The organism is Streptomyces sp. NPDC051563, from assembly GCF_044454225.1.
Taxonomy (GTDB): Bacteria; Actinomycetota; Actinomycetes; order Streptomycetales; family Streptomycetaceae; genus Streptomyces.
This window is the reverse complement of sequence record NZ_JBITDL010000042.1, coordinates 54995-69315: the sequence shown is the minus strand read 5'-3', so window position 1 is coordinate 69315 and position 14321 is coordinate 54995. Positions and strand designations below refer to the sequence as shown.

At 72.8% G+C, this 14321-nt stretch carries 13 protein-coding genes; 9 read left to right on the top strand and 4 right to left on the bottom strand.

Translation table 11 applies throughout. The features are described 5' to 3' along the window. Positions 1–245: 245 nt before the first annotated feature. Both ACIA8F_RS35405 and ACIA8F_RS35400 read left to right on the top strand, forming a co-directional pair. Positions 246–1034, top strand: coding sequence for an SDR family oxidoreductase (locus ACIA8F_RS35405; protein ID WP_383951246.1), 789 nt, complete (start codon positions 246–248; stop codon positions 1032–1034). Positions 1035–1074: 40 nt separating this feature from the next. Continuing rightward, the gene (locus ACIA8F_RS35400; protein WP_399385107.1) at positions 1075–3666 is read left to right on the top strand and encodes a bifunctional FO biosynthesis protein CofGH; all 2592 of its coding nucleotides are present in this window, start codon (positions 1075–1077) and stop codon (positions 3664–3666) included. A 97-nt stretch (positions 3667–3763) separates the two neighbouring features. Here ACIA8F_RS35400 and ACIA8F_RS35395 read toward each other — a convergent pair whose 3' ends face one another. Continuing rightward, positions 3764–4843 (bottom strand): tyrosine-protein phosphatase, encoded by a 1080-nt coding sequence (locus ACIA8F_RS35395; RefSeq protein ID WP_399385105.1) that lies wholly within the window; start codon positions 4841–4843, stop codon positions 3764–3766. A 699-nt stretch (positions 4844–5542) separates the two neighbouring features. On the opposite strand from ACIA8F_RS35395, the gene ACIA8F_RS35390 reads away from it, so the two are divergent. From ACIA8F_RS35390 to ACIA8F_RS35360, 7 genes are all read left to right on the top strand, one after another. Further along, positions 5543–6808 (top strand): ADP-ribosylglycohydrolase family protein, encoded by a 1266-nt coding sequence (locus tag ACIA8F_RS35390; RefSeq protein WP_399385103.1) that lies wholly within the window; start codon positions 5543–5545, stop codon positions 6806–6808. Positions 6809–6961: 153 nt separating this feature from the next. After that, complete coding sequence (locus ACIA8F_RS35385; protein ID WP_399385101.1) at positions 6962–7822, top strand: LLM class F420-dependent oxidoreductase; 861 nt, start codon at positions 6962–6964, stop codon at positions 7820–7822. A gap of 89 nt (positions 7823–7911) precedes the next feature. Continuing rightward, complete coding sequence (locus ACIA8F_RS35380; RefSeq protein WP_399385100.1) at positions 7912–8442, top strand: GNAT family N-acetyltransferase; 531 nt, start codon at positions 7912–7914, stop codon at positions 8440–8442. After that, positions 8429–9067, top strand: a complete 639-nt coding sequence (locus tag ACIA8F_RS35375; RefSeq protein WP_399385098.1) for a LysE family translocator — start codon at positions 8429–8431, stop codon at positions 9065–9067. The genes ACIA8F_RS35380 and ACIA8F_RS35375 overlap by 14 nt, the downstream gene beginning before the upstream one ends. 37 nt (positions 9068–9104) lie before the next feature. Further along, a complete protein-coding gene (locus ACIA8F_RS35370) occupies positions 9105–9710 on the top strand; it encodes a hypothetical protein (protein ID WP_399385096.1) in 606 nt (201 codons plus the stop codon). Between the two features lie 61 nt (positions 9711–9771). Then, positions 9772–10794 (top strand): sigma-70 family RNA polymerase sigma factor, encoded by a 1023-nt coding sequence (locus ACIA8F_RS35365; RefSeq protein ID WP_399385095.1) that lies wholly within the window; start codon positions 9772–9774, stop codon positions 10792–10794. Positions 10795–10815: 21 nt separating this feature from the next. After that, complete coding sequence (locus tag ACIA8F_RS35360; RefSeq protein WP_399385093.1) at positions 10816–11214, top strand: VOC family protein; 399 nt, start codon at positions 10816–10818, stop codon at positions 11212–11214. A 10-nt stretch (positions 11215–11224) separates the two neighbouring features. Here ACIA8F_RS35360 and ACIA8F_RS35355 read toward each other — a convergent pair whose 3' ends face one another. The 3 genes from ACIA8F_RS35355 to ACIA8F_RS35345 all read right to left on the bottom strand — a co-directional run bounded on the left by ACIA8F_RS35355 (position 11225) and on the right by ACIA8F_RS35345 (position 14254). Further along, entirely contained in the window at positions 11225–12013 is a 789-nt protein-coding gene (locus ACIA8F_RS35355; protein WP_399385091.1) for a DUF4239 domain-containing protein, read from the bottom strand. Positions 12014–12193: 180 nt separating this feature from the next. Continuing rightward, positions 12194–12490 (bottom strand): hypothetical protein, encoded by a 297-nt coding sequence (locus tag ACIA8F_RS35350; protein ID WP_399385090.1) that lies wholly within the window; start codon positions 12488–12490, stop codon positions 12194–12196. 189 nt (positions 12491–12679) lie between these two features. Beyond that, positions 12680–14254 carry an APC family permease gene (locus ACIA8F_RS35345; protein ID WP_399385088.1) on the bottom strand — a complete coding sequence of 525 codons (1575 nt, stop codon included), beginning with the start codon at positions 14252–14254 and terminating at the stop codon, positions 12680–12682. Between the last annotated feature and the right edge of the window lie 67 nt (positions 14255–14321).

The window sequence follows — 14321 nt, the reverse complement described above, 5'->3', positions numbered from 1 at the left end:
CTTCGGCCGCCCCCCCCCCCACCACACCCCCCCCCCCCCCCCCCCCCCCCCCCCCCCCCCCCGGCACCACCCCACCCCCCGCAGCCAGCCCGCGCACCGGCACACCCCAGCCCCGCCGGCGCTTGAGGCGCAGGGGCCCGGGGACAGAGTCCCCGGCGGCGCGCAGCCCGCCCCTTCCCTCCCGACGCCCCGCGCCGTAACCTGACGCCCCGTCAGATAAGCCCCACCCCCAGGAGGCCCGCACCATGTCGCTGCTGCTGCAAGGCAAGACCGTCATCGTCTCCGGCGTGGGCGCCGGGCTGGGGCACCAGGTGGCCGCCACCGTCGTCCGGGACGGCGGCAACGCCGTGCTCGGGGCGCGGACCGAGGCGAACCTCGCGAAGTCCGCCGCCGAGATCGACCCCGACGGCACGCACACCGCGTACCTGCCGACCGACATCTCCGACGAGCGCCAGTGCGAGGCCCTCGCCGCCCTCGCGCAGGAGCGGTTCGGCGGGGTCGACGCCGTCGTCCACGTCGCGGCCTGGGACTCGTACTTCGGCGGCCTCCAGGACGCCGACTTCGGCACCTGGCAGCAAATCCTCGACGTCAACCTGCTCGGCACCCTCCGCATGACCCGCGCCTGCCTCCCCGCGCTCAAGGCGGCCGGCGGCTCCGTCGTCATCATCGGCACCCAGTCCGCCATCGCCTCCCCCAACGAGGTGCAGCAGGCCGCCTACGCCGCTTCCAAGGGTGCGCTGACCTCCGCCATGTACTCCATGGCCCGCGAGCTCGGCCCGCACCGCATCCGGGTGAACACCGTGCTCCCCGGCTGGATGTGGGGCCCGCCGGTTCAGGCCTTCGTCACCTTCACCGCGCACACCGAAGGGGTCCCGGAGGCCGAGGTGCACTCCCGCCTCACCGACCGCATGGCGCTGCCCGATTTGGCCACCGACGGGGACGTGGCGGACGCCGCGGCCTTCCTCGCCTCGGACCGGGCACGGGCGATAACCGGCCAGTCCCTGCTGGTCAACGCCGGGGAGCTGATGCGATGAGCCCCTCCGTGCCCGCGCGGGCGGATCGTATGCTCGGGCCATGACCACTCCGAGTGACGCTCCGACCGAGAACTCGATGCGCCGCGCGCTCCGCCGCGCCCGCGACGGCGTCGCGCTCGACGCGACCGAGGCGGCCGTACTCCTGCAGGCGCGCGGCGAGGACCTGAGGGACCTCGCCGCCTCCGCCGCCCGCGTACGGGACTCCGGACTCGAAGCCGCCGGCCGGCCCGGCGTCATCACGTACTCGCGCAAGGTGTTCATCCCCCTCACCCGGCTGTGCCGGGACAAGTGCCACTACTGCACCTTCGTCACGGTCCCCGGCAAGCTCCGCCGCGAGGGCCACGGCATGTACCTGTCCCCGGACGAGGTCCTCGACATAGCCCGCAAGGGTGCGGCCATGGGCTGCAAGGAAGCGCTGTTCACGCTCGGCGACCGGCCCGAGGACCGCTGGCCGGAGGCCCGCGAGTGGCTCGACGCGCACGGCTACGACGACACCCTCGCCTACGTGCGCGCCATGGCCATCCGGGTCCTGGAGGAGACCGGCCTCCTCCCGCACCTCAACCCCGGCGTGCTGTCCTGGTCGGACCTCCAGCGCCTCAAGCCCGTCGCCCCGTCGATGGGGATGATGCTGGAGACCACCGCCACCCGGCTGTGGTCCGAGCCCGGCGGCCCCCACCACGGCTCCCCCGACAAGGACCCGGCCGTGCGGCTGCGCGTCCTGGAGGACGCGGGCCGCTCCAACGTCCCCTTCACCACCGGGGTCCTGATCGGCATCGGCGAGTCCTACGAGGAGCGCGCGGACGCCTTCTTCGAGCTGCGCCGGATCCAGCGCAGCTACCACGGCATCCAGGAAGTCATCGTCCAGAACTTCCGGGCCAAGCCCGACACGGCCATGCGCGGCATGCCCGACGCGGAGCTGGAGGAGCTCGCGGCGGCCATCGCCGTGGCCCGCCACATCCTCGGCCCGAGCGCCCGCATCCAGGCCCCGCCGAACCTGGTTGACTCCGAGTACGCCCTGCTCATCGGCGCGGGCATCGACGACTGGGGCGGGGTCTCCCCGCTCACCCCCGACCACGTGAACCCCGAGCGCCCCTGGCCGCACATCGAGGAGCTGGCGGCGCGCACCGCGGAGGCGGGCTTCGTACTCCGCGAACGCCTCACCATCTACCCGGAGTTCCTCCAGCGCGGCGAGCCCTGGCTGGATCCCCGCCTGCTGCCCCACGTACGGGCGCTGGCCGACTCGGACAGCGGCCTCGCGGACGAGTCCGCGACCGTCGAGGGCCGGCCGTGGCAGGAGCCGGACGAGGGCTTCGCCGCCTTCGGCCGGACCGACCTGCACGCCACCATCGACACGCAGGGCCGTACCGGCGACCGGCGCGAGGACTTCGACGAGGTCTACGGCGACTGGGAGGCCCTGCGCGAGGCCGCGGCCCCCGGCATGGTCCCCGAGCGCATCGACACCGACGTACGGGCGGCGCTCGCGCAGGCCGGCGACGACCCGACCCGGCTCACCGACGAGCAGGCGCTCGCCCTGCTGCACGCGGACGGTCCGGCGCTGGACGCCCTCTGCCGGATCGCGGACGACCTGCGCAAGTCGGTGGTGGGCGAGGACGTCACGTACATCGTGACCCGCAACATCAACTTCACCAACGTCTGTTACACCGGCTGCCGCTTCTGCGCCTTCGCGCAGCGCCGCACGGACGCGGACGCGTACACCCTCTCGCTCGACCAGGTCGCCGACCGGGCCGCCCAGGCGTGGGACGTGGGCGCGGTCGAGGTGTGCATGCAGGGCGGCATCCACCCGGACCTGCCCGGGACGGCCTACTTCGACATCGCGCGGGCGGTCAAGGAGCGCGTCCCCGGCATGCACGTGCACGCCTTCTCCCCGATGGAGGTCGTCAACGGCGCGACCCGCACGGGGATGTCGGTACGGGACTGGCTGACGGCCGCCAAGGAGGCCGGCCTCGACTCCATCCCCGGTACGGCCGCGGAGATCCTGGACGACGAGGTCCGCTGGGTCCTCACCAAGGGCAAACTGCCGACGGCCGACTGGATCGACGTGGTCTCGACGGCGCACGAGCTCGGCATCCGGTCCTCGTCCACGATGATGTACGGCCACGTGGACCAGCCCCGCCACTGGCTGGGCCACTTCCGCACCCTGGCGCGCATGCAGCAGGAGGCGCGGGCCAAGGGGGTGGAGGGCTTCACGGAGTTCGTCACGCTGCCCTTCATCCACACCAACGCTCCCGTCTACCTGGCGGGCATCGCCCGGCCCGGGCCGACCGTGCGCGACAACCGCGCGGTGACGGCGATGGCCCGGATCCTGCTGCACCCGCACATCACCAACATCCAGACCAGCTGGGTGAAGCTGGGCTCGGAGGGCGCGGCGCAGATGCTCCGCTCGGGCGCCAACGACCTGGGCGGCACCCTGATGGAGGAGACCATCTCCCGCATGGCCGGGTCGAGTTACGGCTCGTACAAGTCCGTCCAGGACCTGATCGCCGTCGCCGAGGCGGCCGGCCGGCCCGCGAAGGCCCGTACGACCCTCTACGGCGAGGTCCCGCAAGAGCGCCAGGACGCGGCCCGCGCCTCGGACGGCCACCTGCCGGAGCTGCTCCCGGTCCTGGACTGACACCGGGTACGGGACCGGGCACCGGCGTGAAGCGCCGGTGCCCGGTCCGTACCGCGTCCGCGTCCGTACCCGCGTGCGCGTGCGCGTCCGCGCGACGTCAGCCGACCAGGAGGTCCTTCTTCAGCTGCTTCAGCTCGCGGCCGTCGATGCCGAGGCCGCTCTTGAGGTAGTTGTCGAAGCTGCCGAACTTCGAGTTGACCTCTTCGTACCCGGCGTTGAGGTACTCGGGGCGCACGTCGAGCATCGGCTTGTAGACGGCGGCCTGGGCGGCCGGCAGGTGCGAGAGGATCGCGTCGTTGGCGGCCTTGCGGTAGTCGTTGCTGGCCAGGTAGTCGGCCATCACGGTCTCGCTCGGCACGCCGAGGGCGGTCAGCAGGGAGGCGTTCGCCCAGCCCGTACGGTCCTTGCCCGCGGTGCAGTGGAACAGGACGGAGCGGTTGCGGTCGCGCTCGATCCCCTCGAAGACCTGCGTGTAGGCCTTCTTGCCGCCCTCGCCGCTGACCATGGCCTTCTCCGCGTCGACCATGGCCTTGACGGCCTCGTCGGGGGTCTTGGGCATGGCCTGGAAGGAGCCCGAGCCGGCGAAGACGTCGGCGACGACGTAGGTGGCGCCGGCCGGGACCTTGTCCGCGTCCGTGGTGCGCTCGCTCTCCATGCGGAGGTCGAAGACCGTCTTGACGCGCAGGCGCTGGAGCTTGGCGAGGTCGTTGGCGGTGAGCTTGTTCAGGGCGTCGGAGCGGTAGATCTCGCCCATCTTGACCCACTGGCCCGTGGTGGTGCGGTAGCCTCCCGCGTCACGGAAGTTGGCGGTGCCCTCCAGCTTGATCAGCCGGTCGGCCAGGCGCAGCCCCTCGCCCCGCTCGGGCTCGAAGTCGAACCACTGCCGGTCGGCGGCGGGCAGCCCGCCGACGACGGCCTCGCCCTGAGCACCGCCCTTGGCGACGACCTTGCCGTTCGCCTTGATCTCCACGCGCTTGGTGCCCTTGGCGTTCCACTTCAGGGTGTACGCCCCGTCGGCACCGGCGGTGACGGTGGCCTCGGTGAAGGGGATGGAGGAGTTGCCGTGGTGGCCACCCCAGCCGAAATCCCACCCGTGGGCGGAGGCGGCGGGGGCCGCGACGATGGCGAGGGTGAACGTGGAGGCGACGACGGTCGCGGCGAGCAGTGCCTTCTTCATGTCCCCGAGCGTCTTGGCCTCCGGATAACGCAACGTGAACACGGCATGGCCGAAATCGACCGGGTGTAAGTCGACTGTCAAAACGTGCCACCCGCCTGGCCGGCGAGGGAACCCGGCCCGCAGCCGCCGACCGTCCTACGGGGCGAAGCCCCGCCCCCCCTCCGCTGCCCCGCGCGGCACCGTTGCGGGGGCCAGCCCCCGTACCCCCGCTCCTCAAACGCCGGAGGGGCTGGATGTTGGCGGGCGTCCGTCTGGATTCGGTCCGCAGGTGCCCGCACATCCAGGCTGCGCCCCGGCCAAATCCAGCCCCTCCGGCGTTTGAGGAGCGGGGTCTGGGGCGGAGCCCCAGGGGGTCCGGGGCACAGCCCCGGGGAACGGGCGAAGGGCGGGTAGGGGACTTCGGCCCGCGCAGCGGCAAAGGGTGCTGCGGGGACTTCGGCCCGCGTAGTGGCAAAGGGGTGCTGCGCGGGACATCGCCCCGCGCAGCGGCACACGGGGCTGCGCGGAACTCCGCCCCGCGCGGCGGCACAGACGCAGCCGGGGCGGGGCAGGTGGCGGGCTTCGCGTCCTGCAGGGAAGGGCGGGATTCGGCCGTTCCGTGGCGGCATACGGTCTGCGTGACCGACCACTTCCGGACCCGATCGGTACTGTCCACTACAGTGCCCGCCAGAACACGCGCGGGCAGTCCGGGGGGATCGAATGGACACGGCGACGGAAACGTCCGGGGAGCACCAGAGCGGTTCCGGGGCAGCCCAGCCCCTCCAGCCGTCCCCCCCACCCACCGGCGGAGCCACCCGCGGGGACACCAGCCTCGGCCCCGCCACGGGCCCCGCCGCCGGTGCCACCCTGGGCGGCCGCGCCGCGGTCACCACCGGCCTCTGGGGCCGTACCGAGCAGCAGGACTTCCGTAGCCGCGTCAGGGGAACCCTCCTCGGAGCCGCCCTCGGCGACGCCCTCGGCGCCCCCGCCGGCCCCCTCTCCCTGCCCGAGCTCCTCGAAGCCCACGGCCCGGCGGGCCTGACGGACCCGGCTCCCCGGGCCACGGTCACCGCGGCCACGCAGCTCGGCCTGTTCACCGTGGACGGCCTGATAAGGGCCCACGTGCGCCGGGACACCGGAGCCTGGCACCCGCCGACCGACGTGCACCGCGCCCACCTCCGCTGGGCCCTCACCCAGAGCGACTGGGGCCCCGACGAGCGCCGCGAGGACAACGGCTGGCTCGCGCAGGAGGAGTGGCTCTACGCCCGCCGCTCGCCCGCCCGTTCCTCCCTGACCGGCTTCGCCGACGGGGCCCTCGGGACGCTCGCGCAGCCGAAGAACCCGACCGCCGTGGATCCGGCCGCGGCCACCCGTTCGGCGCCCTTCGGGCTGCTGGTCGGCTGGGAGCCCGCCCTCGTCCTCCAACTCGCCATCGAGTGCGCCGCGCAGAGCCACGGACACCCCACCGCGTACCTGGCCGCGGGGGCCCACGCCGTCATCGTGCACGGCCTGACCCGCGGCGAATCCCTCGACTCCGCCGTCCAGCGCGCCCTGGGCCTGCTCGGGGTGCGCCCCGGCCACCAGCCCGTCACCGACGCCCTGCAGCGCGCGCTCGGCGCCGTCACCACGGGCGTCCCTTCGCCGCAGACGGTCGAGGGCCTGTCGCCCGGCCCCGGGCGCTCCGCCGAAGAGGTACTCGCCGTCGCCGTGTACTGCGCCCTGGTCGCCGAGAACGTGGCGCACGGTCTGCGCCTGGCCGTGAACCACGGCGGCGACTCGGCCGCCACCGGCACCCTCTGCGGATCCCTGCTCGGCGCCCAGCACGGTGAGACGGCCCTCCCGGCCGCCTGGCTCGCCGGCCTCGAAGGCCGCGCCACGATCCTCGAACTGGCCGACGACTTCGCCCTGGAGATGACCCAGGGCCCCGCCCTCCACGGCCCGGCGGCCACCTCCACGGCCTGGCTGACCCGCTACCCGCGGGGGTGACCCGGGGCGACCGCACCCCCGGGCGGCCGTGACCACGGCCATGGCCACCGCGGCCGTGACCACCGCCACGGCCGTGGCCGACGCACGCCCCTGCCCTCCGCACGCGCGAAGCCGTACTTTGGCCCTCCCCACACCACGGAGGTGTCAGCGCCCATGCGGATCGCCACGACCGTCTTCCTGACCGACCGCACCATCGCTCCCGTCCCCCTCGCCCGCGCCCTGGAGGAGCGGGGCTTCTCCGGCCTCTACCTCCCCGAGCACACCCACATCCCGGTCAGCCGCGTCACCCCCGCCCCCATGGGCGGCGAGCTCCCGGAGATGTACGGCCGCACCCTGGACCCCTTCGTCGCCCTCGGCCAGGCCTCCGCCGTGACTGAGCGGCTCCACCTCGGCACCGGCATCACCCTCGTCGCCCAGCACGACCCCATCGACCTCGCGAAGCAGGTCGCCACGCTGGACCACCTGTCCGGCGGCCGCGTCACCCTCGGCATCGGCTACGGCTGGAACGTCGAGGAGGCCGCCGACCACAGAGTCGAGTGGCGCACCCGCCGCGAACTGGTCCGCGACCGCATGGCCCTGATGCGGGCCCTGTGGTCCCCGGACCCCGTGGCGTACGCGGGCCGGTTCTCCTCCGTCCAGGCCAGCTCGGCCCACCCCAAGCCGGTGCAGAGCCCGCGCGAACTCGCCCCGGGCGTCCCCCTGTACGGCCCGCGCACCCTCATCGGCGGCCAGGCCGGCCCGAAGCTCTTCGCAGCCATCGCCGACCACGGCGACGGCTGGCTCCCGATCGGCGGCGGCGGCCTCACGGAGTCCCTGCCCGCCCTGCGCCAGGTCTGGGAGGCCGCGGGCCGCGACCCCAAATCCCTCCAGGTGGTCCCGTACGCCGTCCAGCCCACCCCCGGCAAGATGTCCCACTACGCCGACCTGGGCATCGAGGAGGTCGTCCTCCAGCTCCCGTCGGAGGGGGAGACGGAGATCCTGCGCATCCTGGACGACTTCGGCCAGTACCTCTGACGCGAGGGCCTGCTGCGCTCCTCGGTCCGGGGGACGGGCAGGCCGGGCCCGGAGACGGCCCCCGGGGGCGGGGCTGGAAGAATCCGGCCATGGACACCGGGGGCACGGAAACCTTGACGGGCTGGGCGCTGCGGCCCGCGACGGCTGCGGACATCGAGACGATCGCGGAGCTGCGCGCCGTGGTCATGCGCGGCGACCTGGAACGTCTCGGACGCTACGACGAGCACCGGGTGCGACAGCGCCTGCGGGACTCCTTCTCCCCCCGGCACACGTCGGTCATCGTGATCGACCGCGCACCCGCGGGAAGCATCACGGTCCGCCCGTCCGAGGGCAGGCAGTGGCTGGAGCACTTCTACCTCGCACCGCGGCACCAGGGCCGCGGCCTCGGAGCCGCCGTGCTGCGCACGGTGCTGGAGCGGACGGACGCCCGGGGCGAAACCGTCGCCCTGAACGTCCTGCAGGGCAGCGCCGCCCGCCGGCTCTACGCACGCCACGGGTTCGCCGTGGAGGCCGAGGATCCGGTCGACGTCTTCATGGTGCGCCCCCCGGTTCCGCCCGCCCGAAATTCCCTTCCCCTCCCCCCGCCCGTCCGGAACGATGAACCGCATGGTGTCCACTGACCGGCTGCTGGCGTTCGCAGCCATGTCGTTGCTGTTGATCCTCATCCCGGGGCCGAGCGTGCTCTTCGTCATCGGGCGGGCGCTCTCCCAGGGGTGGCGGGCCGCGCTGCTCACCGTGGCGGGGAACACGCTGGGGGCGTACGTGCTCGTCGCCGCCGTGGCCTTCGGGGTGGGATCCGTCGTGGAGCGGTCCGTGCTCGTGTTCACGGCGCTCAAGCTCGCGGGAGCCGCGTACCTCGTCTACCTGGGGGTCAAGGCCTTCCGGCAGCGGCGTTCGCTCCGTGCGGAGTTCGGGGCGGGCGCAGCCGAGTACGGCAGCTGGCGGTCGCTGTGGGAAGGGTTCGCCGTCGGGGTGGCCAATCCCAAGACGATCGTGTTCTTCGCCGCCGTCCTGCCGCAGTTCGTGGACCGCGACCAGGGGCACGTCACGGCCCAAATGCTCACGCTGGGCCTCGTGTTCAACCTCATCGCCGTAGTCTGCGACAGTGCCTGGGGCATGGTCGCCGCAACCGCCCGGAGCTGGTTCTCGCGGTCTCCGCGGCGGCTCTCCGCCGTCGGCGGGGCCGGTGGGCTCGCGATGATCGGGCTGGGCGTGACCGTCGCCGCGACCGGGCGCAAGGACTGATCCGGAGCACGGCCCAAAGACTTCCCCAGGGGGAACCATGCGCGTCCGCTCACCGCTCGCATCGACCGGCGCCGTCGCCACCGCTGCCGCCGTCACCACCCTCACGGTCCTGGGGGCCGCCCTGCTCACCGGGTGCGCGGGGGATCCCGGGATCACCCCGCCGAAGACGAACGTGAGCTTCAAGCCGGTGCCGACGGCCACCGCCCCGAGCCCCAGCAGCACCGGGCCGGCGGATCCGGGCCCGGCCGTGATCCGGTGGTACGGCACCGGCGGCGAGAAGCTGCTCCACGAGCTGATCTTCGCGGCGCGGGGCGCCCAGGCCGAGCACAAGGCGGGCAAGATCGTCATCGATCTGGGGCCCCTGTCGTCCCGGCTGGAAGAGGCCCGGGGCTACACCGTCGCCTACATCCCCGACCAGAAGACCCACGACACCTGGACCAAGGCCCGCGAGCACCTCGCCTCCGGCACGGCGACGGTGCTGAACTCGTCGGGCCTCGGCGTGTCACCGGCGGACAAGGACAAGGCCGCCGAGGCGTCGGACATCGGCTGGGCGGAGATCAGCGAGGGGATCCAGGGACTCAAGGAGACCGACGACCGGCTCCGCGCACTGGGCTGCATGCCGACCAAGGACCCCTGGAAGTAGCGTGGTTCCGGCCGACCGGATGATCTACTGAGACGAACGGTCGGGGATTCGGTACGGGGGCATGCGCGTGGGCGCGGACGTGAAGGTGAACGGGGAGACGAACGTGAGCGGCGACGGGCCCACGGACTCGGACGCGGACGCACAGCGCCTCCTGGCCCGCCGGTTCGAGGAGCACCGCTCCCATCTCCGGTCCGTCGCCTACCGGATGCTCGGGTCGATCGGCGAGGCCGAGGACGCCGTCCAGGAGGCCTGGCTGCGGCTGAGCCGCACCGACGTCGGTGACGTGGAGAACCTGGGCGGCTGGCTGACGACGGTCGTGGCCCGGCTGTGTCTGAACGGGCTCCGCGCCCGCGAGACCCGCCGGGAGGACTCCCTGGACGCCCGCACCACCCTCCGGATGCCGGATCCCGTCCTGGCCCGGGAGGGCGGCGCGGTCGATCCCGAGGACGAGGTGCTGCTCGCCGATTCCGTCGGGCTGGCGCTGCTCGTGGTGCTCGAATCCCTGGCTCCGGCGGAGCGGCTGGCGTTCGTGCTGCACGACATGTTCGCGGTGCCCTTCGACGAGATCGCCCCGATGCTCGACAGGACGCCGGCGGCCACCCGGCAGCTCGCCAGCCGTGCGCGGCGCCGCGTCCAGGGACGGGCGCCCGCGCCGGATCCGGATCCGGTCCGGCAGCGCGAGGCCGTCGGCGCGTTCTTCGCGGCCACCCGCGACGGGGACTTCGACGCGCTCCTGGCCCTGCTCCACCCGGACGTCGTCCTGCGTTCCGACGGCGGCACGGCCCGCGCCGGCCAGTCGGTGGTGCTGACCGGCGCCCGGATCGTGGGCTCGCAGGCGGCCCTCTACGGCACCCTCGCGCCGTTCGTCCGCCCCGTGCTCGTCAACGGGGCCGCCGGCGTGCTGTGCGTGGTCGAGGACCGGCTGATGTCGGTGATGGCCTTCACGGTCACCGACGGCCGGATCACCGCCATCGACGTGCTCACCGACCCCGACCGACTGGACCCCATCGACCTCGGCCCGCTCCTCGGCTCCGGCCCGCTCCTCGGCTCCGCCCAGCTCCTCGGCTCCGGCCCGCTCGCCTGAGGGGCCCGTAGCCTCTCCCCCATGATCGACTCACGCGCGCACGTCCGGATCGCCCGGCCCTCCCTCGACCTCGCCGTCGCCGAGCGGTTCTACGTGGGAGGGCTCGGCCTCGACGTGCAGTGGCGCACCACCGAACGGGTCTCCGGGGAGCACGACCTGCTGATGGTCGGGCCCCTGGGGGGCGGCTGGCACTTCGAGCTGACCCGCGACCCCGAGAACCCGGTGACGCCCTCCCCCACTCCCGAGGACCTCTTCGTCGTCTACCTCGGCGAGGCCCCCGACGAGGCCCTGGTGGCCCGGCTCGTGGAGCACGGGGGGACCCGTACGCCCGCCCACAACCCGTACTGGGACACCTACGGGGTCACCGTCACCGACCCCGACGGCTACCAGCTCGTCCTGTCCTCCCGCACCTGGGGCTGAGGCGGCGGCCCTACCGCCAGAACTGCGCCAGCGCCGCGTCCCTGAACGGCGCCGGGCTGACGCTCAGTTCCCCGGCGAAGGGCCGGTCGAGGGCCATCACCAGCAGCAGGCTGAAGCCGATCAGTCCCGCGACGGCCGACACGAACAGCAGCTGCATCTTCAGACTCCGCAGCCCGAAGAGGAAGGTGAGCGGAAGGATCACCAACGCGCCGCCGTACACCAGCACTTGGAGCAGCGGCGGCAGCGAGGCCTCGGCCATCGTCACGCGCGCCCGGCGCTGCGCGGCCACGTCGTTGAGGCGGCCGACGGCCTCCCCGTAGAAGGTCTCGCTCCGGGGGCCGGAGGGCTCGTAGGCCTGGAGGGCCGTGTACAGGGCGTGCGTCTGGTCGGCGGTGGCCTCGTAGCTGGGGCGGCCCTCTCGCATGAGGGGCCACTGGATCTCGACGACGGCGTGGAGGTAGTCCCCCACCGCCCGGTCCACACGGGCGCGGTCGGCAGGCGGGAAGACCTCGGCGCTGCGGACGACCAGGGCCAGGTCGGTGGCCTCGGTCGCGACGATGGTCTGGGTGTTCTCCAGCTGCGTCCACAGGGTGACGACGACGAAGGCGAGGATGATGCCGTAGATCGCGCCGAACATCCCGAGGGCCACCCCGACCATCTCGTTGTGCTCCCCGCCCGCGAGGTGCGGGAAGCGGCGGCGCGCGGCCACGCTGCCGCCGATGGCGAGGGCGACGAAACCGCCGACGAGCAGGAGGCCGAGGAAGAACGTGCTGAGGTGATTGAGCAACCAGAGGATCATGTCCTGCCCAACGACCACCCCGCCGGGAGGGCCCGCCCAGAGACCAGCCCGAGCGGCCTCTCCCGGACAGGCCCGCGGCTCCGGCCTCTTGGACGAGATGCCGGCCCCGACCGTGCACCGCGCGCACGCGGGGGTCGCCGCGCCGTGACCGGCGCGGACGGGGCCGTGGCCGGCCGAAGGTCAGCCGCGCACCTTCGGCGGCTTCGGCAGTCCGGAGGAGAGTGCGGTGCCGGCTCCGCCGAGGGAGGCGTCGGTGGCCTTCGACGCGGATCCGGCGGCCGTGGCGGTGATCTCCACGGCCGTCTTGGCGTCCTTGACGGCGCCTCCGGGGTGGTCGACGATCTCGCCGACGCGCTGGGTGATCGGGGGCCCCTGGATGGCGGGCTCGTCGGCGGCGTGCGCGACGGCGGGGGTGAGGGCGAGGGCGGCCCCTCCGGACAGGACGAGGGCGGCGAGGCTGCGCTTGATGGCGTTCATGCCCGGCCCAACGACCCCGCCGCATCCCGGGTCACCGCTCCGGTCCACTTTGGAGCGAGATCGGAACCGTCCGCACCCGAGGGTTCTTCTCCCCGGCCGCACGACGCCCGCGGCCCCGGATCGGAGGATCGATCCGGGGCCGCGGGACTGCATGACACAGCGGGAGGGTGGGGGCGCGGGGCCCCGGGGTCAGTCCTGGACCACCAGGGACGGGGTGGACTTCGTGAGGATCCGGCCGCGGAAGAAGGCGGGGCTGCGGCGTTCGGTGACGAACATGACGACCAGGCCGAGGGCGAGCAGGCCGACGCCGATGATGAAGACGCTGCCGACGCCGAGGACCGTGGAGCCGGATCCGTAGGACGGGTTCCACATGTCGATCAGGGTCTTGAAGAAGACCGTGGCGAGGAGCAGGCCGCCCATGACCGGGAAGACGCCCTTGAAGAACAGGTCGCGGGTGGACTTGCGCAGGTCGCCGCGGAAGTACCAGGCGCAGGCGAAGGCCGTCAGCGAGTAGTAGAAGCAGATCATCAGGCCGAGCGCGAAGATCGTGTCGGTGAGGACGTTCTCGCTGATCAAGGTCATCACGGTGTAGAAGACGCCGGTCGCGACGCCCGCCATGACCGTGGCGCGGCCGGGGGTCTTGAACTTGGGGTGGACCTTGGCGTAGGAGGGCGGCAGCGCCTCGTACGTGGACATGGCCAGGACCGTGCGGGCCACCGGGATGAAGGTGGTCTGCAGGGAGGCCGTCGCGGAGGCCAGGACGGCGACGAAGAGCAGGATGCCGAGCACCGGGCCCATGACCGGTCCGGCGAGGGCGGCGAAGACGTTGTCGGAGGTCTCCGGGTTGCCGAGGCCGAAGCCGACGGTGCCGGAGCCGACGGCCATCTGGGCGGCGATGCCGGTGGCCAGGTACGAGCCGACCAGGACGACCATCGCGATGAGCGAGGCGCGGCCGGGGGTCTTGGCGGAGCCGGTGGTCTCCTCGTTGGTGGCCAGGCAGGCGTCCCAGCCCCAGTACATGAAGATCGAGAGCGAGAGTCCGGCGGTGAAGGAGGCCATGGAATCGACCGCGAAGGGGTTCATCCACTGCCAGGAGAAGTCCAGGCCGGTGTCGAAGGTGCCCGCGGAGGCCTTCTGGAAGGCCATCGCCACGAAGATGGCGAGGACGGCGAGCTGGAGGCCGACCAGCGCGTACTGGACGCCCTTGGTGGCCGTCATGCCGCGGTAGCTGATGGCGGTCGCGGCGGCGATCAGGGTGAGGCAGGTGCTGATGTGGACGAGCTTGTTGTCGTCCAGGGCGGAGATCGCCGGGTTGTTCGTGATCTCGCCGGCCAGCAGCCAGAAGTAGGAGGTGGCGACGCCGGCCAGGTTCGAGAGCACGATGATCGTGGCGATCACCAGGCCCCAGCCGCACATCCAGCCGATCCGCGGGCCGAAGGCCTTCACGGTCCAGGTGAAGGAGGTGCCGCAGTCCGGCATGGCCTTGTTGAGCTCGCGGTAGGCGAAGGCGACCAGCAGCATCGGCAGGAAGCCGGCCAGGAAGACGGCCGGCATCTGCACGCCGACCTCTCCGGCGGTGGAGCCGAGGGTCGAGGTCAGGCAGTAGACCGGGGCGACGGTCGAGATGCCGATGACGGCGCTTCCGACGAGGCCCACGGAACCCTTGCCGAGGCCCTTGCCGCGCACGTCACCATCGGAGCCACCCCGGGGGGCGGCTCCGTCTACCGTGTCTCCGGCCTGGGGCCGGACGTCCAGCTGTGTCATACCTCAGGACGTTAGACGCTGCGTTTTCCACATCTGGAGGACTTAAGTCCAGTTAGTCACACGCCAA